The sequence below is a fragment of the Ruminiclostridium cellobioparum DSM 1351 = ATCC 15832 genome, assembly GCF_000621505.1.
GTDB classification, from domain to species: Bacteria; Bacillota; Clostridia; order Acetivibrionales; family DSM-1351; genus Ruminiclostridium; species Ruminiclostridium cellobioparum.
In genome coordinates, this window is sequence record NZ_KK211291.1 from 130,224 (window position 1) to 156,381 (window position 26,158).

General features: G+C 42.2%; 20 protein-coding genes. 12 read left to right on the forward strand and 8 right to left on the reverse strand.

Going from position 1 to position 26,158, the window contains the following annotated elements:
* Positions 1-236: 236 nt before the first annotated feature.
* The 3 genes from T344_RS0122480 to T344_RS0122490 all read left to right on the forward strand — a co-directional run bounded on the left by T344_RS0122480 (position 237) and on the right by T344_RS0122490 (position 4,102).
* Positions 237-1,190: an ABC transporter permease gene (locus tag T344_RS0122480; RefSeq protein WP_027630568.1), complete on the forward strand. Its 954-nt coding sequence runs from the start codon at positions 237-239 to the stop codon at positions 1,188-1,190.
* A 121-nt stretch (positions 1,191-1,311) separates the two neighbouring features.
* On the forward strand, positions 1,312-2,232 hold the full coding sequence (locus tag T344_RS0122485) for a carbohydrate ABC transporter permease (RefSeq protein WP_027630569.1): 921 nt from the start codon (positions 1,312-1,314) through the stop codon (positions 2,230-2,232).
* 76 nt (positions 2,233-2,308) lie between these two features.
* Positions 2,309-4,102, forward strand: coding sequence for a type 2 periplasmic-binding domain-containing protein (locus T344_RS0122490; RefSeq protein ID WP_027630570.1), 1,794 nt, complete (start codon positions 2,309-2,311; stop codon positions 4,100-4,102).
* A 71-nt stretch (positions 4,103-4,173) separates the two neighbouring features.
* Here T344_RS0122490 and T344_RS0122495 read toward each other — a convergent pair whose 3' ends face one another.
* Both T344_RS0122495 and T344_RS0122500 read right to left on the reverse strand, forming a co-directional pair.
* Complete coding sequence (locus T344_RS0122495) at positions 4,174-5,721, reverse strand: response regulator transcription factor (RefSeq protein ID WP_027630571.1); 1,548 nt, start codon at positions 5,719-5,721, stop codon at positions 4,174-4,176.
* Between the two features lie 3 nt (positions 5,722-5,724).
* On the reverse strand, positions 5,725-7,527 hold the full coding sequence (locus tag T344_RS0122500) for a sensor histidine kinase (RefSeq protein ID WP_027630572.1): 1,803 nt from the start codon (positions 7,525-7,527) through the stop codon (positions 5,725-5,727).
* Positions 7,528-7,802: 275 nt separating this feature from the next.
* Here T344_RS0122500 and T344_RS0122505 point away from each other — a divergent pair, with 275 nt between their 5' ends.
* The 3 genes from T344_RS0122505 (at position 7,803) to T344_RS29090 (ending at position 10,868) form a co-directional block, all read left to right on the forward strand.
* Entirely contained in the window at positions 7,803-8,732 is a 930-nt protein-coding gene (locus tag T344_RS0122505) for a polysaccharide deacetylase family protein (RefSeq protein ID WP_027630573.1), read from the forward strand.
* 327 nt (positions 8,733-9,059) lie between these two features.
* On the forward strand, positions 9,060-9,812 hold the full coding sequence (locus T344_RS0122510) for a hypothetical protein (RefSeq protein WP_027630574.1): 753 nt from the start codon (positions 9,060-9,062) through the stop codon (positions 9,810-9,812).
* Positions 9,813-9,932: 120 nt separating this feature from the next.
* Positions 9,933-10,868, forward strand: coding sequence for a hypothetical protein (locus tag T344_RS29090; protein WP_051572182.1), 936 nt, complete (start codon positions 9,933-9,935; stop codon positions 10,866-10,868).
* 768 nt (positions 10,869-11,636) lie between these two features.
* Here T344_RS29090 and T344_RS0122525 read toward each other — a convergent pair.
* Positions 11,637-13,091, reverse strand: coding sequence for a dockerin type I repeat-containing protein (locus T344_RS0122525; protein WP_027630575.1), 1,455 nt, complete (start codon positions 13,089-13,091; stop codon positions 11,637-11,639).
* A 628-nt stretch (positions 13,092-13,719) separates the two neighbouring features.
* Between T344_RS0122525 and T344_RS0122530 the strand changes: the two genes are divergently transcribed.
* The gene (locus tag T344_RS0122530) at positions 13,720-14,619 is read left to right on the forward strand and encodes an AraC family transcriptional regulator (RefSeq protein ID WP_027630576.1); all 900 of its coding nucleotides are present in this window, start codon (positions 13,720-13,722) and stop codon (positions 14,617-14,619) included.
* 260 nt (positions 14,620-14,879) lie between these two features.
* Here the strand turns inward: T344_RS0122530 and T344_RS0122540 are convergent, their stop codons facing one another.
* Positions 14,880-15,887 carry an Ig-like domain-containing protein gene (locus T344_RS0122540; protein ID WP_027630577.1) on the reverse strand — a complete coding sequence of 336 codons (1,008 nt, stop codon included), beginning with the start codon at positions 15,885-15,887 and terminating at the stop codon, positions 14,880-14,882.
* A gap of 254 nt (positions 15,888-16,141) precedes the next feature.
* Complete coding sequence (locus tag T344_RS0122545) at positions 16,142-18,331, reverse strand: alpha-galactosidase (RefSeq protein ID WP_027630578.1); 2,190 nt, start codon at positions 18,329-18,331, stop codon at positions 16,142-16,144.
* Positions 18,332-18,470: 139 nt separating this feature from the next.
* Here T344_RS0122545 and T344_RS0122550 point away from each other — a divergent pair, with 139 nt between their 5' ends.
* Both T344_RS0122550 and T344_RS0122555 read left to right on the forward strand, forming a co-directional pair.
* Positions 18,471-19,301: an AraC family transcriptional regulator gene (locus T344_RS0122550; protein WP_027630579.1), complete on the forward strand. Its 831-nt coding sequence runs from the start codon at positions 18,471-18,473 to the stop codon at positions 19,299-19,301.
* 227 nt (positions 19,302-19,528) lie between these two features.
* A complete protein-coding gene (locus T344_RS0122555; protein ID WP_027630580.1) occupies positions 19,529-19,807 on the forward strand; it encodes a hypothetical protein in 279 nt (92 codons plus the stop codon).
* Positions 19,808-19,825: 18 nt separating this feature from the next.
* Here the strand turns inward: T344_RS0122555 and T344_RS0122560 are convergent, their stop codons facing one another.
* The gene (locus T344_RS0122560; RefSeq protein WP_027630581.1) at positions 19,826-20,413 is read right to left on the reverse strand and encodes a dipicolinate synthase subunit B; all 588 of its coding nucleotides are present in this window, start codon (positions 20,411-20,413) and stop codon (positions 19,826-19,828) included.
* 204 nt (positions 20,414-20,617) lie between these two features.
* On the opposite strand from T344_RS0122560, the gene T344_RS0122565 reads away from it, so the two are divergent.
* Positions 20,618-22,303 carry an MASE3 domain-containing protein gene (locus T344_RS0122565; RefSeq protein WP_027630582.1) on the forward strand — a complete coding sequence of 562 codons (1,686 nt, stop codon included), beginning with the start codon at positions 20,618-20,620 and terminating at the stop codon, positions 22,301-22,303.
* Between the two features lie 3 nt (positions 22,304-22,306).
* On the opposite strand, the gene metF is transcribed toward T344_RS0122565, so the two are convergent.
* Positions 22,307-23,161 (reverse strand): methylenetetrahydrofolate reductase [NAD(P)H], encoded by an 855-nt coding sequence (gene metF, locus T344_RS0122570; RefSeq protein ID WP_027630583.1) that lies wholly within the window; start codon positions 23,159-23,161, stop codon positions 22,307-22,309.
* A 164-nt stretch (positions 23,162-23,325) separates the two neighbouring features.
* Between metF and T344_RS0122575 the strand changes: the two genes are divergently transcribed.
* The gene (locus tag T344_RS0122575) at positions 23,326-24,492 is read left to right on the forward strand and encodes a serine hydrolase domain-containing protein (RefSeq protein WP_027630584.1); all 1,167 of its coding nucleotides are present in this window, start codon (positions 23,326-23,328) and stop codon (positions 24,490-24,492) included.
* 18 nt (positions 24,493-24,510) lie between these two features.
* Positions 24,511-24,888: a YbaN family protein gene (locus T344_RS0122580; RefSeq protein ID WP_027630585.1), complete on the forward strand. Its 378-nt coding sequence runs from the start codon at positions 24,511-24,513 to the stop codon at positions 24,886-24,888.
* Positions 24,889-25,192: 304 nt separating this feature from the next.
* On the opposite strand, the gene T344_RS0122585 is transcribed toward T344_RS0122580, so the two are convergent.
* The gene (locus T344_RS0122585) at positions 25,193-26,158 is read right to left on the reverse strand and encodes an ABC transporter permease (protein ID WP_027630586.1); all 966 of its coding nucleotides are present in this window, start codon (positions 26,156-26,158) and stop codon (positions 25,193-25,195) included.

A 26,158-nucleotide genomic window follows, 5' to 3' on the forward strand; every position in this document is an offset into this window, starting at 1 on the left:
TGTGGTCTTTAATTTTGCCTCCGCCTGAAGAGAGTCAGTCAAAAATTTACTTGCTTTCGTAAATCTTTAAGTTGAACTGCCCTTGGGCGGTGTTTTTCTTTTACAGCTGGTTAAAATGCAATTTGTACTATAAAACATATGTAATATTTGTAGTATAAATCCTGCTGAAAAAATGGTAACATTCACTCAGTGACCGGTACATACAAATAATGGCATAACTGAAAGCGGAGGTAAAGATGCAGCAATCAGTAGCATTACAGACAAAGAATATTCAGAAAGTAAAGAGGGTGAAAAATGCACAGGGGAAAAAAATGTTTCTCTACATACTACCGTTTTTGCTCTTGTCCTTTGCATTTTCTTATTTTCCTTTACACGGTTGGGTATATGCATTTTTCGACTACAAGCCTCCGCTTAAATTATCACAATGTAAATTTGTGGGACTTGATTGGTTCAAATTACTGTTTACCAATCCAACACAGATAAAGCAGCTTTTAAAGGTCATGTCAAATACCTTTGCCATAAGTGGCCTGACTTTGGCCACTTCTTTCTTTCCAGTATTGTTTGCTGTTTTTTTGAATGAGATAAAAAGTAAATGGTTTAAAAACGTAGTTCAGACATTAACCACACTTCCAAACTTTATAAGCTGGGTAATGGTATACTCTGTGGCCTTCAGCCTGTTTTCGGCCACAGGGATGGTCAATACCTTTTTAATAAACACGGGTTTGTTAACCAGGCCCATTAAATTTTTAGACGGGGATTCACATACCTGGCTTGCCATGCTGCTCTGGTATACCTGGAAAGGCCTGGGCTGGGGAGCTATTATGTATCTTGCGGCAATTGCAGGCATCGACCAGGATTTATATGAGGCGGCCAGGGTCGACGGTGCGGGCCGGTTCAGACTGATGCGGCATGTTACATTGCCGGCGCTGCTGCCTACCTTCTTTGTATTAATTCTGCTCTCGCTGGCCAATTTTCTCAACAACGGCTTGGACCAATACTATGTATTCCAGAACTCCTTTAATAAGGAGCACATACAGGTTCTCGACCTGTATGTCTACAATATCGGCATGACGGGCAGGAGCCCGTCAATGGCAACGGCAATAGGCATGTTAAAGAGTCTGGTCAGTATTACTCTGCTGGCAGTATGCAATATGGTATCCAAAAAGGTGCGGGGGGAATCAATTATATAGTAGTCTGTAACATCTGAATTCATACATTGCCGACTGTTAAATTTTCCCGGAACTGCGTTTACGTTTCAGATGTTACAGACTGCCGGCTTCATAAACTCAATTGCAGTTGAAAGGATATGTGATGAAAAATATAGCTGATAAAGCGGGAAAAAGATCAAAACCGGATATTGTGTTTATCGTTGAAAATTACGCATTGTTTGCAGTATATACGCTGATTTGCCTGTATCCGTTTTATTATTTGGTGATCAATTCAATCAGTGCAAATGACCTGAGTGCCAATGGAACAATAAATTTTCTGCCAAGGCAGATACATCTTAGAAACTACATAGAGGTATTTAAAATAAAAGGGTTGATGACCGCAGCGGGTGTTTCCCTTGCAAGGACGGTGGTAGGGACGGTTTTTACCGTATTGGCGTCGGCATTTCTGGGGTTTATGTTTACCCAGCAGAAGCTGTGGGGAAGAAAGTTCTGGTACCGTTTTATCGTTATAACAATGTACTTTAATGCAGGTTTGATTCCAATGTTTATTACCATGAAAAATTTACAGCTTACCAACAATTTTTTGGTTTATGTTATTCCGGCTATTGTGCAGCCCTTTAATATCATACTCTCCAAAACCTATGTGGAATCCATACCGGCTTCCCTGCAGGAGGCGGCGGAAATCGACGGCGCCGGGATTATTACAATCTTTGCCAGAATCATCCTGCCCACCTGCAAGCCGATTTTAGCAACTATCGCGATCTTTTCGGCGGTTACACAGTGGAACTCCTTCCAGGATACCTTGATTTATGTGACAGATCAAAAATTATATTCCCTGCAATACTTGTTGTATTGCTATATCAATCAGGCAAATTCTTTAAAAGCCTTGATAATGAACAGCATGGGGACCTACAGCAATGTGATGACCCTGGCAACGCAGCAGACACCTACTTCAGTGCGAATGACAGTCACAGTTATTGTGGCGCTGCCCATCCTGTTTGTTTATCCCATCTTCCAGAGGTACTTTATCAAAGGAATCATGATTGGATCGGTCAAGGGCTGAACATGGGCAGAACAAGATAAATGAATTCATTTTTTATTTATCTTGCCAATTATATGTATTTAAGGGAGGCTATGAAATGAAAAAGAAGCTGGTAAGTGTGTTGCTATGTGTGATATTAGTAACATCCATGCTTTATGGCTGCGGCAATAAAGGGGATAATGCCGCAAAAGACGGTACGGCGGCAGGCAGCACTGCCAGGACCGCAGCAGACGGTTCGGCAGTGGGGACAGCCAAATATCCCGAATTTATAACCGTTGATGTATTTGACAATCTGGCTAATTATCAGGGAATAATGTCAGGCTGGTATGCAAAAATAGTAAAAGAAAATTTCAACATGGAACTTAATATAATTGCACCGAATGTGGCCGGCGGCGGTGACACCTTGTTTCAAACCCGTTCGGCTGCCGGGGAATTGGGGGATTTAATAATTATCGGTGCGGAGAACGGCAGAATGCAGGACGTTGTCACTGCGGGGCTGCTGTATGATGCTACAAAATTATTTGCAGAGAGAAAAAATATCACAAAATATCAGGCGGCTATAGATTCATTGAATAAAATGGTGGAAGGTGATGCAATTTACGGAGTTCCCTCATTGGTATCGGAACAGCCGGCCACCAACCCGTCCGAAGGACTTGATCTGACATTTGGCCCGTACCTCCGCTGGGATGCGTACAAATCCATCGGATATCCGCAAATCAAGACTCTGGAGGATTTGATCCAGGTATTCAAGGACATGCAGAAGGCGGTGCCGGCAAGCAAAACCGGAAAGAAAACCTATGCAGTATCCTTATTCAAGGATTGGGACGGAAACATGATGTGTATGGCAAAACAGCCCACATGTTTCTATGGGTATGATGAACTGGGCTTCGTATTGGCCAAGGCCGACGGGTCGGATTATCAGAGTATAATCGATCAGGATTCCATGTACAACAGGGTTTTAAAATTCTATTTCGATGCAAATCAGGCAGGACTTGTTGATCCCGAATCAACTACGCAAAACTACGATACCATGTACACCAAGTATCAGGATGGACAGATTTTATATGCACCTTGGCCGTGGCTGGGTCAATCGGCCTTTAATACGCCTGACAACAAGGCTGCCGGCATAGGCTTTATGATTGCACCCATCGACGATATGAAGGTTTTCTCCTACGGCTGCAACCCGGTGGGAAATAAAACATTTATAGCTATCGGAAGCAAGGCCGAAGACCCTGAAAGATTGGCAGATTTTATAGACTGGCTGTATTCTCCCGAAGGAATTCAGATGTCGGCTGCACAAACTTCCAAGTCAAGCGGGCCTAAAGGCCTGACCTGGGACATGGCTGACGGCAAACCTGCCCTGACTGAGTTCGGCTGGAAGGCATTCTTTGAAGGCGGCAACACACCTGTGCCGACCGAATGGGGCGGCGGCATCTGGAAGGACGGAGTTTCGGCATTGAATTATGATACGGTTTTGCCAAGTGATATAAATCCACTGACAAACTATCCGTATAACTATACCTTATGGGATTCGGTACTGGAGAAAAATAAAACACCTCTGGACATGGATTGGCAGGCAAAGATGGGGGCTTCCACCACACTTGAATATCTCCAGAAGAAAAACCAGATAATGGTTGCTCCCGGAAGCTCTTACATAGCTCCTGCCGAAGACTCGGAAATCACAGCATTAAGAGGGCAGTGCAAAGCCATTATCATCGAGAACTCCTGGAAGATGGTATTTGCAGCAAATGAATCGGAATTCAATAGCTTGCAGAAAGAAATGCAGGATACTGTTAAAGGTCTTGGCTATGACAAGGTATTGGCCGTGGACATGAAGAATGCAAAGGATCAGAACACGGCAAGAGAGGCCTCAGCGGCTGCATCCAAATAAGTAATAATACATGCCAACTTCCCGGCCTGATGGTTTATATTCTCCATTCCATTGGGCCGGGAAGTTTTGTGCTATGGAGCGTTATTCCTTTTGCGGAATTCGGCCGGGCTTTCGCCCAGGTACTTTTTGAATTTTTTATGGAAATAGTCAACATTCTTATAACCTACAAGCTCTGAAATCTCATAGACCTTTAAATTCTTTTGCAGCAAAAGCTCCTTTGAGTGGTTGATTCTCACATGATCGATATAGGAGTTGAAGCTTTCCCCTACTTTTTTATTGAATATTTTTCCAAGGTAGGAGCTGTTATATCCGAACAGCGGTGCTATGGTTTCCAGTTTGATATTATCCCTGTAGTTGTGATTGATATAGTAAACGATATCATCAAGTACACTTTCACGAGAAAAATTTCCGATTGCATTTATTATCATTTCAAATTGCACTGAGAAGAAAAATATTATTTCATATAGATAATATTTTCCGTCGATAAGGTTAATTACCCATGAGTTGGTGGGGAAAGGAATATCCACCGTGCTGTATATGTGATTTATGTTTTCCTTGATCTGAAGATAGATATCGGTCAGAAATAGTTTTATATTGGATATATCCGTTTTTGCATAATATAGGTTTTTTTCAAGGGCAAACAGGGTATCGGCTATCTTCCTGCGGTTGTAGCTCTGTATATAGCTGCACAGCAATTTACAGTATTCATTGGTTTCCCTTGCATTTATCTCATAAACCCTGTCATCAAAGCCCGGAAGCTGCTCATAGCCTATTGCATGCTGGTTTTGCTCACAGAAAAATCGGCGGTTCATAAGGCACAGGGCATCCTCGTAGGAACGGTGTATATCCTCCACCCTGCCGACCTCACGTCCGTAAGCTATAAACAGTGAATCCAGAGGAGAACTTTTCTGGGGGCTTTTATCATAATGTCTTAGAAAGTCACGGAAATGGCTCAGGGAAAATGCTCCTTTCAGGAGGATAATATCCTTTTCATGAATCTTTATGTGTTCAAAGGAGTTGTTTCCCTGATTGGTTACCTTTAAGAGGTCTGCAAAATCGTAAATCAGATTGAAGGTATCCCGATTATAATTCTCATATATTACAACCTGGTATACCGCAGCCGAAAGGTTGATCTCACCCAGATCAATATTTGATACATCGCCGGTATTAAGCAGAACATCACGCAAAATGGTGTATTTTGCTTTTTCCCGGAATTGATTCATTGTATCTGCATGCATATGCTCTTTAAGTATGTTTTCTTTTACGGTATTTACAGCACGGTACAACTCTTCGTCATCAATGGGCTTTGTAAGATAAAACTCAACTCCGTAACGGATCGCAGTTTGAGCATATTTAAAGTCGGAAAAACCGCTCAATATGACGAAATGCCCTTTAAAACCGTGTTCTCTGGCAAGCTGCACAATCTCGGTGCCCTGTAGTTTGGGCATGCGTATATCCAGCAGAACCAGGTCGGGATTCAACTCCAGTATATTATTTAACGCATCTTCACCGTTGTTTGCTTCTCCGCAAATTGAAAAACCCAGTTCCGGCCAGTCAATAATATGCTTTAATCCTTCAAGGATGATTGATTCGTCGTCTGCAATAAAAACTTTCATCATAAGCTATTCCTCCATCAAATTGTGCAAGGGAAGTGTAAGAGACACAAGGGTACCTTCCAGCGGGTTACTTTTAATTTCCATTCCATAGGCCTCACCATAAAATAATTTGATCCTCTGATTAATATTATAAAGTCCGATACCGCTTGCGGATTTTTTATTACGCACCCGGATACTGCTTGTCAAATTGTCCAATTCTTCCCGGGTCATGCCAAGCCCGTTGTCAGAGATATCAATTAACAAAAGTTCATCCCCCTTTGTTTTCACTTCAATAACGATCTGTCCACGGGCTTCAGTGCCTTCCAGACCGTGCAGGATGGCGTTTTCCACTATGGGCTGCAGCAGGAGGGGGAGGATCTGGTAGTCTTCCGGATCTATGTTCTCCTCCACCTTTAATGTATAGTTGACGCGGTCATTAAATCTCAGCTTTTGTATGGTCAGATAAATTGATATGTAATCCAGTTCCTTTTTTAATGTGGTGGAGGAGGTGCCGGTATTCTCCAGCACATAATGCATGGATTTGCCCAATAATTTGATGACATTGGCCACTTCCGGATTTCCCTCTGTGAGTGCCTTCATACGTATGGTCTCCAGAGTATTATACAGGAAATGCGGATTTATCTGACTTGCCAGCATTTTAAACTCCATCTTCTGCTGCTGGTTTTTTAATATCTCTTCCTGTATCTTTGCCTCATACATCCTGGCATCCATCTGCTGTATGCTCTGTATCATCACTTTCAGATCGGAGTAAACTTCGGATATTTCATCCTCCCCTTTAAAATCGTCGATAATATGATAATTGCCGCTGCATACCTTGTGCATCTCTCCGCGCAGGGTGACAATACGTGAGCTGAACTTGTTGGTAAAGTAGATAATCAGTAAAACAGGCAGTGCCGAGGCAAAAAGCAGGGTGGAGGTACATATTAAAATTATATTATTAATGTCGGGCAGAGCATCAAAATCCAGAGTGGTCATATAAATCCGGTCTTTAGATGAATAGGGCAGGAGAGTGGAAATATTTGCAATACTCTTTTTGTTTTCATAGGTCAGCTGACCTGAGTACAGATATTGTGTTTTGCCGTAGTCAATGGGTATTGTCAGATTTTGCCCCGACAAATTGCGCTGAGTGCTGTAGAAAACAGGATCCTGGTTTACCGATACAGTGTTGAACAGAGTGTTGTTCTGAATCCGGTTTTTCAAATAATTATTGCTGATCCTGATTATCAGGACGGCATATTCTTTTGCCGATATGACCGGTATCCTCCTGATCAGGCATAATTCCTGGGAGACATGGTTCCAGGTGTCAATTGAGTACAAGCTCTTCCAGGAAATATCGGCATGCTGGAGGGCCTGCTGGTACCAGTCATTTTTTGCCGTATCTTCAGTTGCGGGTATTATGGAGGCGTATTTGTGTATGGTAGGGTTTGTCGTGTACAGCTCTATGGAGGATATAAATGTATTCTTATTTATATAATTCTTCACCCTGGTGTAATTGATACAGCTTCTATCAGCCTCTTCCTTGCTATTGTAGCGGGTTGCCAGAAGTGTCTGGAGATTTTTGTCGTTAAAGATTTCATCTGAGATATTATAAACGGAAGTTGTTACGTCAAACATGATGGATTTAATGCGGGTATTATCTGCTTCAACCTGGTTCTGATAATGATCCAGCAATAATCTTCTGGTATACAGTATTAAGAAAAACCCGATGATCAGGATGGGTATCAGGATGGCACTGTAATATATGAAATATAATTGTTTTTTAACCTTTGTCCTGCTGAATAATTTACCAAAAACAGTCAATATATTCACACGGTTATTCCACCTTTCCATAACAACTATAACAAATATGTACTTACATATTATAGTAAAAAAAGGAATATACGTCAAACCTGGACTGCCGGCGAAGTTATTTATGCGCCACTGCAAATAAAAACCAATAAGAATAAAATTTACAATAATATGTTGAATTTACATATTATTACATGATAATATATTCATAAACCAACCTTTCCGGAATTATCAAATCAAATTTTCCGATGCGTATGCCATCAAAACTTATCTATAAATAAAAAGGAGGTATGATTATGTATAGTTTAAAGAATATTCTCGGGATATTCTTGGTTATCATGCTTGTTGTTGCCTGTGCATTTGTGCAGACTCCCATGACCAACGCGGAAAGTAATGCGGCGGCTGCAATCCTGTACGGGGATGCCAACGGGGATGGTAATGTTGACTCTCTTGATCTTGCAGCGCTGAAGTCTTACCTTTTAGGCAGAGGTACCCTGGCAAGCATGGAAGCTGCCGACACCAACGTGGACGCAGCAGTTGATTCCATAGACCTGGCAAATTTAAAGAAGTTTTTATTGGGACAGATATCCCTTCCCGTGAGAACATATGATAAAATTGCCGCTCTGACATTCGATGACGGGCCTGATACCCAGCTTACCCCTTTGGTGCTGGACAAGCTGGATAAATATAAAGTTCCTGCAACCTTCATGATGATCGGGCAGAAAGTAAATGATTCCACAAAACCTGTAATAGACAGGATAATCAGATCAGGCTGTGAAATCGGAAATCACTCCTGGGGCTATTCAAGTATGACCGGCATGTCGGCCGCCGATATCAAAAAGTCGGTCAGTGACACAAATGCAGCCATTCAAAGGTATTCGGGAACTACACCGAAATTTTTCCGCGCACCCAATCTTGCAATAAACAACACAATGCTCAGTGCCATAGACTTGACCTTTGTAAACGGCGTTACCTGCAATGACTGGATTCAGTCAACCACCGCCCAGGAACGCGCAAATTTAATAATAAACGGGGCAAGGGACGGTGCCATCTTTTTAATGCACGATGTCCAGCCGCTGCCACATCCCACACCTGAGGCCCTGGATATAATAATTCCCACTCTTCAAAAGCAGGGTTATGAATTCGTAACCTTAAGCCAGCTGTTTGAGAGGAAAGGTGTCAAATTAAGTCCCACTGACGATAAGGCATATACTTATGTACCTTAAATGACCATGGCTCATTAAAGGCATGCGGGATCAGGGTGGTTATCACAATACCGGACAGGTAAATTGAATAGTTGCAATACTAAAAAGAGGTGTTAGGCCATATAAGCTTATGCCTCTTTTTAGTTATGCTGCCGGAAATATACCGTTAAGTAAAATTTCTGTTGTTAAAAGCTTCTTAAAATTCACATGCAAGCAGCTGACAAAAAAATTGAATTAATGGCATAAGTTACGATATTGTAACTTATTAAACTAAAGGGCTACTAGCAAATAGCAGTATTCTTGTTTAATATAGTAATATATGGGTTTACATGAATAAGGGTGATTTGAATGAAAAAATTCTTTTATATGATAATTCTTTATTTTTTAATACTTTTGATTCCTGGCTGTACGTTTAATAGTGAAAGCAAACAGGTAGCAGCAGCGCGAAGTTCGGAGACTGCTTTACAAAATAATCAAATTCCGGTATTATACGAAGATTACAAGGAAGCAACGGCTGAACAGATTAAATTGATAGATAGGGAACTAATAAGTAAAACGGTTACCGAAAAAGATGTAAATGATATAAATATATCTATTGTTGAAATGGCTGATGATAAGGAATACTATCATTCTGTGGCAGAAACGGATAATAAGATGTATGATCTTGGGCAGGTTTCTTTAAAGAATTTATCAGACTTAAATACAGATCTGGTCACTATAAATACTTCAAAATTCTGCAATTTGGAGCTGATTCGTATTGATGGTATTTTGGGAGCGGACTACCCCCAATCAAGTTACTATATGATAAGCAAAAATACTCCAGCTTTATTTCTAAAACTGGGAGGCCATATTGAGGAGACAGACATTGATGGAGACAATTCAAATGAAATCATAGTTTCAATCGGCACCCCTACTATTACACAGATATTAAAATGTGAAGGGGCCCAGATAAAAATCGCTGATGTTAACAATATTTTAAATAATGCTCTTTCAGTTATTTATGAAAAAAACTATTTTGTCGCATATTATAAGGATCAGCCTAATAAACCTCAATACTTTAAATACAATAAAAATGGTTTCAGACTGAAACTTGAAAAATAGGTGGTCAGCTGCAGCTATAGCAGCACCAGCATGAATAATTAAAAAGCAACTATCCATGTGGAAAATTAAAAATTGCATTGTCAATAAAGACTACGAGCAGGTATTAAAGGGGAGAAAAAAATGAAAATTGGGAAACCAGGAGTATTTATATTTTCAGCTGTAGCTGTAGCTGCCATAATTCTGGCCGGGGCCTTGTGTACTTCAAATGGTGCAGCAGGACCGGCTGACAATGAGGATAAAACAGTTATAAAAGCCCCTGCTGAAACATCAGAAGACAAACTTCTGCAAAAATTAAGGTCCGAATTGCCGGCTGACAGTGTAATTACAGTTTCATATGCGGAGGACTTCAATAAAGACAGCAAACCCGGGCTGTTTGCTATTGTCAACAAGGGAAAGGATAGTGGAGAGGATATCCTTGACGGCCAGGTGTGGTATGTAAGTGACACCGTCATTGAGAAAATGCTGGAGACCAGTATTTACCGGAATTCAACCGCTGTTTGGGATGTGGACAGTCAAAAATTGTTCCGACTGGAAGAGGGATACGGGGGAAGTGGTTCCAATTCACATGTTTGGTCGGTGAGAGACGGCAAACCTTATGAATTGAAATATGCCGGTGAAGCTCTGGAGTATGCGGGGAACAAGCAGTTTTATACCTATCCCGGCGCATTTGACATGCTGCGCGACGGCACAGGCGGTCACACCTGGAAGCCTTACTATCTCTACTTTGATGAAACAACCGGTATGTTCAGGGAATATGGAGGGATTTCAATAAGCAGAGAGGACTTATTAAAGTTGAAAAATGCATCCGGCATTCTGGATAAAATAACTGAAAAGGGTTTGAAAATAACCGACATTTTTTATCGCAGTAATGGAATTATCAATATAAACTATATGGATGAAATCTACAATTTGAACCTGACATTGACTGTAAAAGACGATACTGTGACTGTGGCCGATCCAAATTTTATAGATAATCCAAATCTTGACCAGGGCGGTATTTATAAAGCTGCAATCTTTGAGGAAATTGCAACCTACCCTGACAAATTCATAAAATAGGGAAATATATGTACTGCTGCCGGCTGCGGATTATATAGTTATAAGCGCTGAATTTTCAAAGTGTTTGGACTTTAACACAAAAGAAAGATATAATATTATTGATTTAGCAGGAGAAAATATATGTAAATATTTATTAAGGCGGGCTGACATGTCATTTAAAAATCCGGATAGACTTAAGAAAGACAAGAATAAAGTAAAAAAAGTTACTTATGCGCCTAAGATTGGGAATAAAAACATAAAGTCAAAAACTCCCAAAAAACCAAAAGTATAAAGAAACCTGAAAAGTTCATACACTTTGCTTTATCTGTATGATTTTTTATATTAACTGGTACTTCCATACTAACTTCAAGCAATGATGGCACACAAAGCGCTTACTTGAAATAGTACGGTTCAAAACAGGTATTTTATTGCCGTCGCAGCAACTCGACCATCCGGGTCTCGCGTGCTGCTCAAAGTGACCTCCTGTCACTTCGCCGTCCAAAATACTTGTTTTTCACCTACAAATTTCAGCAAGCACTTTTAACCGTGCGCACCATTGCTTGAAGTTGTACTCGAGTACCAGTATAATCAGTGTAGCCTATTCAACTGCAAAACTGATATTAACTGGCACAACACGTTAAGTTGGTGTAAAAGTAATATAAAGGCTTGAATATAAATGAGCTGCACCTCCCGATACAGCTTAATCAACATGTGGGAGCCGGTTCAAAATATTCAAGCCTGATTCTCATTATTCAGATAACTTTAGTGTCTGCGTATTGTAAAGTATTATTAAAATGTCGGAACAGTCCAATCAACCCATTTTGCTTTATCGAAAGTATAGTTCCTGTCCGACCGGAAGACCTTGGTGTTGCTATTCTGTCCCAGCAGGAATTTCTGTATATAGGCTGTCAGTTCCGGCTGCTGTGATGCGGGGAACTGGCAATGGCCGTGGCCTCCCACAGAGGAATAGCCCATGTTGTCGGGTACGCCAAGACCTTCATATGCCATATGTGCGGCAGTTGAAGTATTAAAGCAGCTGAGGTTGCCCAACCATGTAAAATCAGGATTTTCTATTACAAGCAATCCACGGGGGGCACACAGAGCCATTAATTCATGGTGGTCATACGGCAGTTTGTTTGTCTGGCCGCTGAACTGGTTGAGAGATTTGGCGAACCAGCAATTTTCAGTAATTATCTGGGAAAGTGTCTGAACATCTTCACCGGCCGCTTTCTGTGCATCGGCGGTTCTCCAGCCCGATGCGCCGCCGTTCCCGGATTCCTGAGGTACGGTAAGAGCAATTCTTTCGTCAAAGGCGCCGATGGCAAGTGCTCCCTTTCCATTGCGGGAACCGCCTGTTACACCCAGCTTTTTCGGGTCGATTCTCGCTGCCGGAGTCATTTCCAACGCGTCTATCAGACAGTCCACACCCCAGGCCCATGTGATCAATGCACCGGCATCGTAACTGCTTCCATACAGGTCAAAGAATTTACCCTGTCCCCTGGAACCGGCGTTATCTTCCTTTCCGATCTGGTCGGCAGGAAAAGTTATCAAGGCAACCCCCAATTTGAGTATCTCTGAGGTATTAAGTGTGTTCATATTTACACCTATCATAGCGGGATAAGGGGCTGTACCGGTAGTTGGATACTGGATTGCACAGCTAAAGGAAATTGATTTTCCGTTTTGGCTGCAGGTTACCGTTATTGAGTTGTTATTAAAGGAGCCTGTGACAGTCTGCGGTTTCGGCGGTTTTACACCAAATTCGAAGGCCTGGGCCAAGGCTGAGATTTCGGCACGGCGGGCTGTCCACTGGCTCTTGCTTGTAATACGAGTACCTTTCTTGCTGCCGGTCTTAAACATAAAGGGGTCGGGAAGTTTGGCATTTGGCTGCAATGAATCAAAGGAAGGGATTTGTATCGGTTCCAGAGGTTCTCCGACAGGCAACCCGTCAATGGTTCCCAGCAGGAATTGTTTTAAATATGACATATCGATTGCATCTATGCTGCCGCTCAAGTCCACATCAGCAGCTTCTTTCCCCTGTCCGCCCGGAAAAGTGCTGATCTTTCCGAGCAAGTATTCTTTCATTAATGAAAGGTCAATAGCATTAACTTCCCTATCGCCGTTCAGGTCTCCATAAACCAGATCTGATGCCATGCGGACATCAGGCATTGCCAATAGACATACCGAAATTGATATACAAACTAAAAACGCTATGAACCTTTTGATACTTCTTAATTGCACGTACATAAATTTTACCTCCTGTATTTTTTAATGTCAATTTTCTAAATAAACCTGAACAGGTTATACATTTTGCCGGTTTATTTTAATCATTGGTTTTTTATGTATCAGTAGAAAATGGAGGAATATATTACAAAAAAATTCATTACGTGAACAGCTTGTCCCGATTAATACAAATGATAATTCATTTCAGAATTTTCAAATCTCATTTATAAAGCTGAAGCAGTAAAAGATATACAGTAAAATAGATGTAAAAACACCTGCGCTGTCATTCTCCTGATTTTTTACCTTTACCTTTTAACACCGTATTTAGATTTCATACGTATTTAATAGAGTATGTACATTTAAGTCTTGTCCTGCATGTTAATCACCCCCTTTTCATGAAACCCGGCAAAACGGCTGCATATGGCTGAGGATAGCCTTTTATGAAATTAACAGGATTTTACCGGGAGTTTTACAGAATTTGGTAACAAGAGTATATCATATTAGATACGGCATGTAAATTAAAATATACCTGTAGTCCGGATTCCTTATGTATACGCATAAATGTATAATATTTTAAAAGGGCATTGGCAGTCAAGATAAAATACCGGTCTCATGTTATGCTTTATTTAAGCCAAATAAGGAGGTAAATCTTATGCACGCATGGGAACAGATACAAAAAACCGTAGACTATATTGAGGAACACATTTCTGAAGAAATCAAAATTGAAACTTTAGCACAGCTTGCATCGCTGTCTCAGTTCTATTACCAGAGATTGTTCTGCAGACTGGTAAAGAAACCAGTAAATGAGTACATCAAGCTGAGAAGGCTGGCCAGAGCATCGGAAGCACTGTTTAACAGGGAAGAAAAGATTCTGGATATCGCGTTGGATTTTGGCTTTTCTTCACACGAAATATTTACCCGTAATTTTAAAAGTGCTTTCGGAATGACACCCGAAGAATTCCGGTCGAAGCCTGTGAGACTAAATAATTATGTAAAACCGCAATTACTTTTGAATTACACACTTGTTGATGAAAATGTACCCCTCATTACCGATGGAATTATTCTTGAAATCACCCGAAAAAGGATAACCGCTCCACAATACTTTGCGGGACTTACGGCAGAAGAACCCATTGAACAGATGCCTGGCGGCGGAGGGACAGGAATAGATACACTTGGGGCACTATGGGACAGCTTTCATGCTGCAAAGGCCGGAATACCCGGAATACAACCTGACGGTGCCGAACTTGGTGTAACTTTTCCGGGAACCAGAAAAGGCTGCTATCGCTACTTCGCTGGTGCTGAGGCCGTTCCCGGCAGTGATTCCGGAGATTTCACAGACTGGGTCCTGCGAGAGGGCGAATACATTGTATGTCACTTCGAAGCCGAAGACTTTGAGCATCTTGTTATGGATGCGGTGTATAAGGCTCACCGATATCTGTTTGAAACCTGGCTGCCGAATCACAGTATGAATGTCAGTCCTTTTGCGGCAGAACGGTACCCAAGTCATAGCCCTGATACAACAAGCATGGAAATATGGGTTAAACCGGTATGAAATATCCGGCGGATTTAAAATGCAGGCAAAGAACGGAGATTATTGTATGGAATGGAGTAAAATATATGGTCCGGACAATCAGCCCGGATTAGATGACATAAGTAAATGATAAATGTTACGGATCATATGATTCTAAATGATGTAACAAAACTGATAGGGATTAGGGCAGGGTCAAAGTAAATAAGAGAATAACAAGTTTGCTGCATTTATTCCTCACAGAAATTTAATTTTATGAAAATCAGTTAAGCCTCATGCAGAGTCTATTCGATCACATGAACTATACATCTGGCTTTTGTACCGTCTTCAGCGGCGTAAATATAGGCGGTGCCCTTCTTTACTGCTGTAATTTTACCTGAGCTGTCTACTGTGGCTACATTGGAGTTGCTTGAAGACCAGGTTGGCGGATTGCCTGAAGAAACCTGTGCCGAAACGGCTGAAGCCGTGCCTTTTTTGAGATTGATCTCTGCGGCACTTAAAGTGATGACGGGTTTTTCTACCGACACCTTACAGACCTTGGATACCCCGTCAACTGTCGCGGTGATGTCGGCAGTTCCATTTTTAACTGCGGTCACGTTACCGTACTCATCGACCACCGCAACACTCTTCTTGTTTGTTTTCCAGTTGGGCGAAATGCCTGAAGAAACCGTGGCCGACAGCTTAACTTTCTGACCCCGGTATAATTTGATATTTGTTTTGTTCAATTGAACAGTCGGAGCTTTCACCTTGAGTTTGCAGGTGGCACTGCTGCCGTCGGCAGATGCGGTTATTGTTGTCTCACCGGGTTTCAAACCGGTAATATTTCCATTGTCATCAATTGCAGCAATGCTTGATTTGCTGCTTTTCCAGGTGATTTCAGACTTGTTGGAGGCTGCAGCGGAGAGTTTGAGCTTTTCGCCCCGTTCGATGGAAGCGCTTGCTTTACTGATAGTGATATTCGTTTTATTTACTTTGACTTTACAGGAAGCTTCCGCATTTTTGATTTTGGCAGTCAGGGTAACGGAACCTGCCTTTTTTGCCGTAACTTTGCCATAGGTATTGACAGAAGCAATACTTGAGCTGCTGCTCTTCCAGGTTGGCTGCTTGCCGTTGGAAGTAATGGCTAAAATGTAAAATTCATTGCCGATATCAACAGAAGCATTGTATTTTGAGAGAAGAACAAATGAAACGGAATTTAAGGAGCTTGCATATGTGGTTTTAACCTGAAAAGAGAAAATAATCAGAACAATACATAAAAAAACTGATAATAGGGATTTCCTTTTGTGAGACATAAATATCCTCCATTCATAGAATGTGAGGAATAAATGCCCGAAGGGAACAGCAAACTTTATATCAGTTTAACATATATGTAATAAAATGTAAATGGGTACATGTGAAATATTGGCTATAACTGAACCGGTCTTAATAAATGGAATTGCCCGCAAAGTAAGTACATGAAATTTGTGGGCAATCCATTTATTGCAATAACACTTTGAGGTGCCACTTTTGAACTGATATACAGTTCTCAAACAGTACCGTTTTTAACCTATATAGCTTTCAATCCAAGGGAAAAGCTTGCATAATCCCCCTGGAGTTCTGGAACATTCAGGCCGAAATTCATAAGAATATCCCCGCCCATTATCAGATCCATTCCCTCAAGCTTGTAATTTCTGGCCTCATCCAGGCCTTCCAGACGTATTCTGGACAGAGGTGCATGGGGCTGGGCCAGAACTCTGAAGAAGGTTAAAAAGGCTTCCGACTTATCTTCGGTTACAAATATCCATGCCGTCTCATTGCCTTCGAAAGGACTCAGAAGCCTGTACATATCGCCGAACTGTATTATATGCCTGATTTCCTTGTAGGTTCTGACCTGCTCCCTGACAGCTGCTTTATCGGCTTCGCTGAGTTTGGTGAGATCCAGCTCATAGCCGAAATTGCCGCACATGGCTGCGTTGCCTCTGGTTTCAATAGGGGTGCTCCTGCCGACCTGATGGTTTGGAACTGCTGAAACATGTGCCCCCATGGTGCCTGCCGGATACACGATACTTGTACCGTGCTGTATCTTCAAGCGCTCAACAGCATCGGTATCGTCACTTGTCCAGGTTTGAGGCATATAATACAAGATTCCGGGATCAAAACGCCCGCCGCCTCCCGAACAGCTTTCAAACAGTATGTCGGGGAACCTGGAGGTTATCTCCTCCATTACGCGGTACAGCCCCAGAATATACCTGTGGGCAGTTTCACGCTGCCTGTCGGCAGGTAAAACCGCAGAGCCGATCTCAGTCATATTCCTGTTCATATCCCATTTAACGTAGGCTACAGGGGCTGTGGAAAGGATGTCGGAGACCATTTTAATAATAGCATCGCAGACATCTTTTCTGGAGTAATCCAGCACGAGCTGATTTCTGGCCTCGGTGCGCTTGCGTCCGGGAACATGGAGGCACCAGTCGGGGTGGGCCCTGTAAAGATCGCTGTCGGGCGATATCATTTCAGGCTCAAACCACAAGCCGAATTTCAATCCCAGCTGGTTTACCTTTGAAGCCAAATCCTTCAGGCCGTCAGGCAATTTCCTCTTATCTACAAACCAGTCGCCCAGTGAACAGTTATCGCTGTCTCTTTTACCGAACCAGCCATCATCCAGTACGAAAAGCTCCATTCCCAGATTGGCGCCTTCACGGGCAATATCCAGGATCTTCTCTGCGTTGAAGTCAAAATATGTCGCTTCCCAGTTATTGATCAATACCGGTCTTGAGCTGTCCCGATGCTTGCCGCGGCACAGGCGGGACCTGTAAAGTCTGTGGTATTCCCTGGACATATGGCCCAATCCCCTGTCGGAATAGACCATAACCGCTTCCGGTGTTTGAAAGCTGCTGCCGGGTTCCAGTTTCCAGGTGAAATCAAAGGGATTTATACCCATTGAAACTCTGGCGGTATCAAACTGGTCAACTTCTACCTGGGCTATAAAGCTTCCGCTGTAAACAAGACTGAAGCCGTATACTTCCCCGTAATTTTCCCCCGCATTTTTTGAAAGCAGGGCCATGAACGGGTTAAGCTGGTGTCCGCTGGCACCCCGGCGGCTTTCTATGGATTGGTTCCCATGGGCTAAAGGGCGGCGCTCCATATATCTTTCCCTGGCCCAGGCACCCTGCAGCTGCAGTAAATCATAATCACAGCGGGGAAGATCCACGCTCATACTCAAGGCTCTCAGTAATTTAAACTGCTGAGGACCCTCATTTACGAGGCGGGCCGACCTTGCTACAACATTGTGGTTTTTAAAAACCGTATAGGACAGTATCACCCTGAGTGATATTAATGAGTCAAACAAGTCTATTTCGAGAGTTTCTGCTTCGTCTTCCTGTTCGGCATAGGTGGCGGGCAGTCCTTCGAGCTTGGGTTTACCGCTGTAAATACGATGGTTCTGGTATCTGAGATCGGTAATTGTGGAACCGTTTTCCAGCTTAAGCTGAAAGGCAGGAGTGCGGAAGTCTCCATTTCCGTATGCAGGGTATTCCTGGGGCAGTGTATCAAGTGACAGCGCTTTATCAGAGCCGGATACGTTTGGTGAGAAGGAGGCCCTTTCCTGCATTTTCAGTAAATTTTCAAAATTTGAATTCCTTATTCCCTTGCCCCAATACAGGTGTGCCAGGTGCCCGCTTTTCAGAACCCTGATTATATAACTTGCAGTATCAGTTTGTAAGTGGAAGATATTTTCCTGAGGGTTGTATAAAATAGCCATACTATCACATCCTTGATTATATTTTTGCCATGAATATATTTTACCTTGACGGTTTAAAATGTAAATGGAGGAATACTGCACTTATATGGTATAATGCTAGATATATGGCGGCGGTTATAATTTTGATCGGGAGAGTACTATGGCGGATTTTCAGTATGGCAGCAACAGGGAAAATTATGATCTGGGTTTATACCACTGCGGAATGGAAGTCTGCAGGCCGGGACATTACTACGGACCAGCGGTGAGGGATCATTACCTGATACACTACATTATGGGCGGAAAAGGTATTTTTAAATATGGCGAAAAGATATACCGGCTGGAGAAGGGGCAGGGATTTTTAATATGTCCCGGAAAGGTAACCTATTATCAGGCTGACACCGCTGAGCCATGGAGTTATTGCTGGGTGGGGTTTACCGGCTATAAGGCGTCATACTATCTGGAACAGGCCCGGCTCAATCAGGAGGAACCGGTTTTCCGCTATGACAGGGACAGTGCTCTGGCAGACTGCATACTACAAATGGTGGAGACCTATGAATCAAATATCTGGAATGAAACTAAAATATTGAGCCTGTTGTATCTGTTTCTCACTTATCTTATAGATGAAGCAGGCATACAGCCCATTAACAGGCAAATTGAAAACAGACAGGAGTTCTATGTAAAGAAGGTAATCGAATATGTTGAAATGAATTACTCAAGGAAGATAAAAATTTCCGACATTGCAGCTTATATTGGTCTTGACAGGAGTTATCTCGGGTCGGTTTTCAGGGAATACACACAAAAGTCCCTGCAGCAGTTTCTGCTTGAATACAGGATGAATAAGGCCTGTCTGCTGATGAGGGACAGAGAACTGGCCATCAGTGATATTTCAAGGTCTGTAGGTTATGATGATCCCCTGCTGTTTTCAAAAATGTTTAAAAGGGTAAAGGGTAAATCACCAAAACAATTCAGAGCTTACCAGCCACATACTTAAACATATAAAAATAAACTCCGAAAAACAGGCGTTTAAAGAAATATTGGTACAGGTGGGGGTCGGATAATTGCTGAGATTCTTTGGATTGCTATAATAAAACGGTTAAAAGGAAAGGGGTATACTGACCCGGTAACTCTGGAGGATAGATTTCTTTATATAAAGGAATTTTTTGCAGAACAAATTGAGGAAGACAGAAGGAACCTTTTCGGGGTAAAGAAAACGAAAGCTTGCTGTGTACAGCGGTTGAGTTTGATGAAAATATATCCGCGTTTGATCTGCTGACCGCAGGTAGATTGGAAGGCGGCATAAACTATACCATGGCACCCATGATGTTGATTGAACAGCTGAAGGATGTACCGAGAATCGGGTATAGAGGACTGAGGATACCTGTGGGGTATATATCACCCGGACAGGAGAAAATAGAACTTGTACTGTTTTCCATAGCAAAAAAGCAGGAAAACCGGGAAGATTTCCTGCTATACCGGTACGCGAGTACCGGGAAATAACAAGTACAACAGGCTAACTCAATATTTTTCAAGCACCGGCTGCAGCTGCTCATTTTTTAGTGCTTCGATTACAGCTGGAACTGTCAGCTCAAATTTGGATATGAGAGAAAAGGGCTTATCTTTTGGATTATCCTGTCCGAAAGGAATAAAGAAAACATTCTTTGTGCCCAGCAGTATTCCTATATTCCTTGCACTGATTCCAAGACCGTCATTTGTAGCTATCCCAAGGACAACGGGTTTGTTGTTTCTGAACATCTCTTTTGCCATCATCAGGACAGGCGTGTCTGTAGCTCCGTCTGCAAGCTTTGACAGGCTGCAGCCGGTACAGGGTGATATGATGAATGCATCCAAAGGTATTTCCTGCTTGTTGTAAATTTCAGCGTCTGCCATTGTTTTAACAGCTTCTCTGCCGCAGATATTTTTCATTCTTTTCAAAAAGTCCGCCGCATTACCGTAGCGTGAGTCAGTGACGGCGACCTGATAGGATACCACCGGGATAACCTCGGCTCCTTCGTTGACCAGTGCCTCCAATTGAGGAAAAACTTCGTGAAATACGCAATATGCTCCTGTAAATCCATAGCCTATCTTTAATCCTTTTAACAGCATAATAACCCTCCTTATTACTTGAGTATTATTATATTTATGGGCTTGATGCCGAATATATGATTAAAGCATGGAATAACCTTGAGCTTTGAGATAATACAATTTATAATAGTTATATATTTGATAGAAAAAGATATCAAATAGCCTGAAAGTGCAAGAACGATTTAGCTTTTTTGGTAATAACCAAATTTTGTGGGTGGTGTTGTCTTGCAGTTACATAATAAGCATAAAATTATATTTGAATATAAAAAACTTTATTGGCTGGGTATTTTTATTTTATTTTCAATCATACTTTTCAGATTTGTATATATTTTTGGACCGTTTTTTAACAGTGTCATGAGTCCTGCGGCGTATCTTTCCTGGCATACACTTTTCGAATTCATAAGTATATTGATATCCCTGTGCGTGTTTACTCTGCCCTATTATTCATACAAGCAAAATCACAGGCTGAGAGGTTTGGTAACGGCTCATGTTTTCTTTATCATGGGCAGTATCGATATGTTTCATACTCTGAGTTATAAGGGCATGACGACTTTCCTGGTGGAAAACGGAACTGCAAACCGGGCAACAACCTTCTGGATAATTGCAAGGCTTGTCGGTGCACTAGGTATCACGGCAGTGAGCTTTATCAGGCTGAATAAAAGATGTCGGATTGACAGAAGGATACCCTTTGGTATATCCATCATATTTATAATTGCAGTATTGCTTATCGTTACATATCATCCCGGGATTTTTCCTGTAATGTATATTGAAGGCGCCGGTGTGACCGCAGCCAAAAAAGGGCTTGAGTGCATTGTAATTCTATTTTTTACTTTTGCGGGCTTAAGGTTTTTAAAGCAGTACTTAAAATATAAAGACAATTCAAACCTTGTTTTTACAATAGCCATTACAGCCAGTATATTCAGCGAGTTTTCATTTATCAAATACTTTTCGGTCTATGACATTTACAACTATCTGGGCCATGTGTATAAGTTCCTATCATATTATCTGGTTTTCAGAGTTGCTTTTGTCAACAACATTCAAAAGCCCTACATGGCGCTATATGAAGCTAAAAACAGGCTGAAGGCCAATGCCAGGAACCTGAACAGACTGGTTGCCGAACGGACTAAGGATCTGGCGTACAAAAATCAGAAACTTCTTGAGGATCTGGAGTATGCCAGGGATATTCAAAAGGCCATACTGCCCGTAAAATTACCCGACAGCGAGCAGGTAAGCTTTTTTGCACAATACTATCCGGCCGAAAGGGTGAGCGGGGATTTCTACAACATATTCAGGCTGGATGAAAAAAACATAGGAATGTATATAGGAGATGTGTCGGGACACGGGGTTCCGGCAGCCATGTTAACGGTATTTCTTAATCAAAGCATTAAAACAACAAAGGAACTGGAAGGAAACAGGTCTGAGATAATTAACCCGGCAAAAGTTCTGGAGAATCTTTACGAGCTGTACAATAAGGTTCATTTTAAGGATGATACATACATATTGGTCCTATATGCCATTTTTAATACTGAAACGAAAGAGCTGGTATATTCGTCTGCAGGGATGAATGCACAGCCTCTTATTGTAAAGAATAGGGAACAGGTGCTGGAATTGGATATCAAGGGATTGCCCATTTGTAACCTGGCAGAGATATGTCCGGCAGATTACATAGATAAAAAGATTCAGCTGGAAGATGGGGACAGGGTGTTTTTCTATACTGACGGCCTTGTGGAGCTAAACAGCAAACAGACCGGCAAAATCTTTGATACCGGGCATTTAAAACAGCTCTTGTTAAAGTATGGAGGCAGGGGCAACCTGGAGCTTTATGCCGAGATTGATAAAAATATAAAATATTTTTCAGACAACGGCGGATTGCGGGATGATGTAACTTTCTTCATGCTGCAGGTAAGCTGAATATCATAGATTTTTGAATATTTCAGTGCTGGTGTCGACTTTGTTGAGGGTATAGAGATGAATTCCCTGGATGCCATGATGCAATAACTCGTGAATCTGCTCTATGGCATATTCCAAACCTGCCTTCTTGAAATCCTCCGGATCATTCCGGTATTTTTCAAATAATTCTTTCAGCCTGGAAGGTATGTATGCACCTGATAAATCAACTATTGTTTTTATCTGGTTTATTGAGGTTATGGGCATAATGCCTGCTGAAACAGGAACAGATATCCCCGCATGTCTCAATTTTTCATAAAAGCTGAAAAATTTTGAGTTGTCAAAAAATAGTTGTGTTAATAAAAAGTCGGTACCGGCTTCAATTTTTGCCTTCAAAAAATGCAGATCCGATTCCTGATCGCGGGATTCGGGATGAACTTCGGGATAGCAGGCTCCGCCCACACAGAAACCGTAGTTCCGCCTGATTATCGATACCAGCTCGGAAGCGTATTTGTATGGACGGCTGTGAAAAGCACCGTCGGTCATGTCCCTGGGGCGGTCCCCTCTGAGAGCCAGCACATTGGTGATCTGATTGGCTTTCAATTCCTCCATGAATTTGCCCAGAAGCAGCTCATCCAGGGAAACGCAGGTCAGGTGTGCAAGAGCATTAATATTGCATTGTTTCTGAACGTAGGCTGCAATATCCATTGTTCTTTTGCTTGTACTGCCTCCTGCGCCATAGGTGATACTTATAAAGTCGGGATTTAAGGCTTTTAGCCCGTCCAACGCACTATAAATGGACGAAATATCGGTATCATTTTTCGGAGGGAATACCTCCAACGAAAATACGGTTCTTTTTTGTGTATAAATGTCCTTTATCAATTTTGATTCCCCTTTATATAGTTTTGACCCGCCAGTTAAATAAATTATAGCATCAAAAAAGAAATTTACACAATATAATATTGAAACCATTTCCACTTTATCTTATAGTAGGAGTAGAGTCAGAGTACCAAAACCCATAAAACATTTATGAAGGAGACGGTAAAATGTTTGGTAAAGCGGAAAAGGAACAATTGGAAAAAGTGTTGAGGAATGCAATCGGCAATAAGGAATGTGCCGGTGCAAATATGATGATTTTAAAAAAGGGAAAGGAAATCTTCTATCACCAGGACGGCTGTGCAGACCTGGAAGAGGGATTGCCCATAGAAAGGGATACCATTTTCAGGATGTATTCCATGACAAAGCCGGTTACGGCAGCAGCGGCCATGATCTTACTGGAACGCGGAGTGATAGATTTATATGAGCCTGTGAGCAAATTCCTTCCGGGTTTCAAAAATCAGGCTGTGGCAGCGGGAGATCAGTTGTTTTCTGTGGAAAGGGAAGTAAATGTCAAGGATTTGCTTTCAATGACCTCGGGGCTTGTATATGGAGGCGATGACAAGGCTGGAAGGGAAACGGAGGCACTGTTTGAGGAGATTGACAGCAGGCTTTTGGGCGACAACCCTGTCAATACATATGAAGCCATGAACAGGCTGGGAAAATGTGCCCTGGCTTTTCAGCCCGGAAGTGCATGGCAGTACGGGGCCTCGGCCGATGTATTGGGAGCTGTCGTGGAAGTGGCCGGAGGTATGAGGTTTGGAGAATTTCTTGAAAAAGAGATATTTGAACCTTTAGGCATGAAAGACACTGCTTTCTGGGTGCCAGACGAAAAGCGAAGCCGCCTTGCTAAAACTTATGAATATGACAAAAATGGGGAGCTGATACCTTACCAAGGCAACCATCTGGGTATAATAAGCGGCATGGACAGGGTTCCTGCCTTTGAATCCGGAGGTGCAGGCCTTGCATCCACAATTGATGATTATGCACGGTTTGCAGGTATGCTTATGAATGACGGAAGTTTGGACGGTGTTCGGATTTTAAAGCCCAAGACAGTTGAATATATGACATCCTGCACTTTGAATCCCGAACATCAAAAGTATATTTGGCCCGCCCTTGGAGGATACAGCTACGGAAATCTCATGCGGGTGATGGCCGACTGCAGCAAGGCAGGCATACTGGCCAGCCCCGGAGAGTATGGTTGGGATGGCTGGCTGGGAGCATATTTTTGCAACTGCCCCAGGGAGAAGCTGACCTTCCTGTTTATGATGCAGAAGACCGACAGCGGAACAACAGCGCTCACCAGAAAACTGAGAAATATTATACTTGGTGCATAAAAAACGGGGCAGGTGTACATGTTTACAGATACCATAAAAAAATATATACTGGCCGGCTTGGGCTCCATAGCTTTGGCTTTGGGCATTATAGGCATTTTCGTTCCCGTTCTGCCGACGACACCTTTTTTGCTGTTGGCGTCATTTTGCTATGTCCGGAGTTCAAAAAGGCTTCATGGCTGGTTAATGAATCACAGAGTATTCGGCAGGTATTTGGAAAACTACATAACTCACAGAGCGGTGAAAAGAAGCGTGAAAATATACGCATTGGTTTGTTTGTGGATTTCCATGTCTGTTTCCATATTTGTGGTAAAAAGTATTCATTTAACTGTACTTCTTTTGCTGATAGGTCTGGGGATCAGCATTCACCTGCTTAAACTGAAAACAATAAAAGAGTAAATCATACGGATTTATAAATAAAGCCGCAGAAAACCATAAAGTTATTGGGTTCTGCGGCTTTGCTTTAACTTAACTCGTTGTGCCGATTAATTTGAATTTTGCTTTACATATGTAATTTTTACATTAACTGGTAACTTCCATACTAACTTCATAAAATAAGGACGCACCCAAAACAATCTACCTCAATTGTTTTTAACTGTGCATCTTATTTTATGAAGTTGTACTCGCGTACCAGTTGATTTTGATTAAAATCTATCTGTAAAGCAATACAAAATTTCAAATAGCACAACAGGGTAACTTAACTTTACCTCTGGCTCTTATCATAAGGTATACCCTCGGCCTTTGGCGCTCTTGATTTCTTGGATGTAAACGCCAGCACCACCATTGTGGCCAGATAAGGAAGCATTTTGTAGAAGGTCTGATTTATATCCAGAGCATCCAGGAAGGGGATAAGTGCAATGGAATAGGCCAGAGTACGCAGGAAGGCGAAGAAGAGGGCTGCAAACAAAATCTTTATTGGCTTCCACTGTCCGAAAATCATTACGGCAAGTGCAAGAAAACCGAAGCCTGCAACTCCCGTATGACCGTTGATATTTCCGTCCATAACACCTACTGCGTAGAAAAATCCGCCCATTCCTCCCAGAATACCTGAAATACTCACACCTGCGTAACGCATAAAATAAACATTTATACCGACTGAATCGGCTGCATGGGGATGCTCACCGCAGGCCCTCAGGCGCAGGCCGAATTTTGTTTTGTAAAAGATTACAGTGGCTATCAGCAGGAAAAACAGGCCTATATACACGGTGATATAAGTATTCTGAAAAAACATTCTGCCCAGTATGGGGATATCCTTTAAACCAGGTACACCTTTAAGGTAAAAGTCAACGTCGGTAGTTATTCCGTCGCTGTTGAAATACATTTTGGCAAAAAGCAGCATGGCAGCAGGAACCAGCATATTTAATGCCGTACCTGTAATTGTCTGATCTGCTTTCATGTTCACGGCTGCAAAGGACAGCAGCAGGGAATATATAAAGCCGGCCACTGCGGCCACAACCATGCCCAGAAGCAGTATCAGCTGCGGGTCCATGGAATTGCCCTGAATCAGGTAAACAAACAGACAGCCGAACAGGGCACCGAACATCATGATACCTTCAAGCGCGATATTTATTACACCGCTGCGTTCGCTAAACATACCGCCCAGCGCTACCAGAAGCAGTGGAATGGCTACCGGAAGCGTATTTTGAATCAAATAGTATATAGTGTCCAT

Bases quoted from the DNA above. Each gene is read 5' to 3' on its own strand.
- T344_RS0122530 (WP_027630576.1), top strand. From the start codon at position 13,720: ATGCACGCATGGGAACAGATACAAAAAACCGTAGACTATATTGAGGAA.
- T344_RS0122480 (WP_027630568.1), top strand. From the start codon at position 237: ATGCAGCAATCAGTAGCATTACAGACAAAGAATATTCAGAAAGTAAAG.
- T344_RS0122550 (WP_027630579.1), top strand. From the start codon at position 18,471: ATGGCGGATTTTCAGTATGGCAGCAACAGGGAAAATTATGATCTGGGT.
- T344_RS0122575 (WP_027630584.1), top strand. From the start codon at position 23,326: ATGTTTGGTAAAGCGGAAAAGGAACAATTGGAAAAAGTGTTGAGGAAT.
- T344_RS0122545 (WP_027630578.1), bottom strand. From the start codon at position 18,331: ATGGCTATTTTATACAACCCTCAGGAAAATATCTTCCACTTACAAACT.
- T344_RS0122485 (WP_027630569.1), top strand. From the start codon at position 1,312: ATGAAAAATATAGCTGATAAAGCGGGAAAAAGATCAAAACCGGATATT.
- T344_RS0122540 (WP_027630577.1), bottom strand. From the start codon at position 15,887: ATGTCTCACAAAAGGAAATCCCTATTATCAGTTTTTTTATGTATTGTT.
- T344_RS0122490 (WP_027630570.1), top strand. From the start codon at position 2,309: ATGAAAAAGAAGCTGGTAAGTGTGTTGCTATGTGTGATATTAGTAACA.
- T344_RS29090 (WP_051572182.1), top strand. From the start codon at position 9,933: ATGAAAATTGGGAAACCAGGAGTATTTATATTTTCAGCTGTAGCTGTA.
- T344_RS0122560 (WP_027630581.1), bottom strand. From the start codon at position 20,413: ATGCTGTTAAAAGGATTAAAGATAGGCTATGGATTTACAGGAGCATAT.
- T344_RS0122585 (WP_027630586.1), bottom strand. From the start codon at position 26,158: ATGGACACTATATACTATTTGATTCAAAATACGCTTCCGGTAGCCATT.
- T344_RS0122525 (WP_027630575.1), bottom strand. From the start codon at position 13,091: ATGTACGTGCAATTAAGAAGTATCAAAAGGTTCATAGCGTTTTTAGTT.
- T344_RS0122495 (WP_027630571.1), bottom strand. From the start codon at position 5,721: ATGATGAAAGTTTTTATTGCAGACGACGAATCAATCATCCTTGAAGGA.
- T344_RS0122505 (WP_027630573.1), top strand. From the start codon at position 7,803: ATGTATAGTTTAAAGAATATTCTCGGGATATTCTTGGTTATCATGCTT.
- T344_RS0122510 (WP_027630574.1), top strand. From the start codon at position 9,060: ATGAAAAAATTCTTTTATATGATAATTCTTTATTTTTTAATACTTTTG.
- T344_RS0122580 (WP_027630585.1), top strand. From the start codon at position 24,511: ATGTTTACAGATACCATAAAAAAATATATACTGGCCGGCTTGGGCTCC.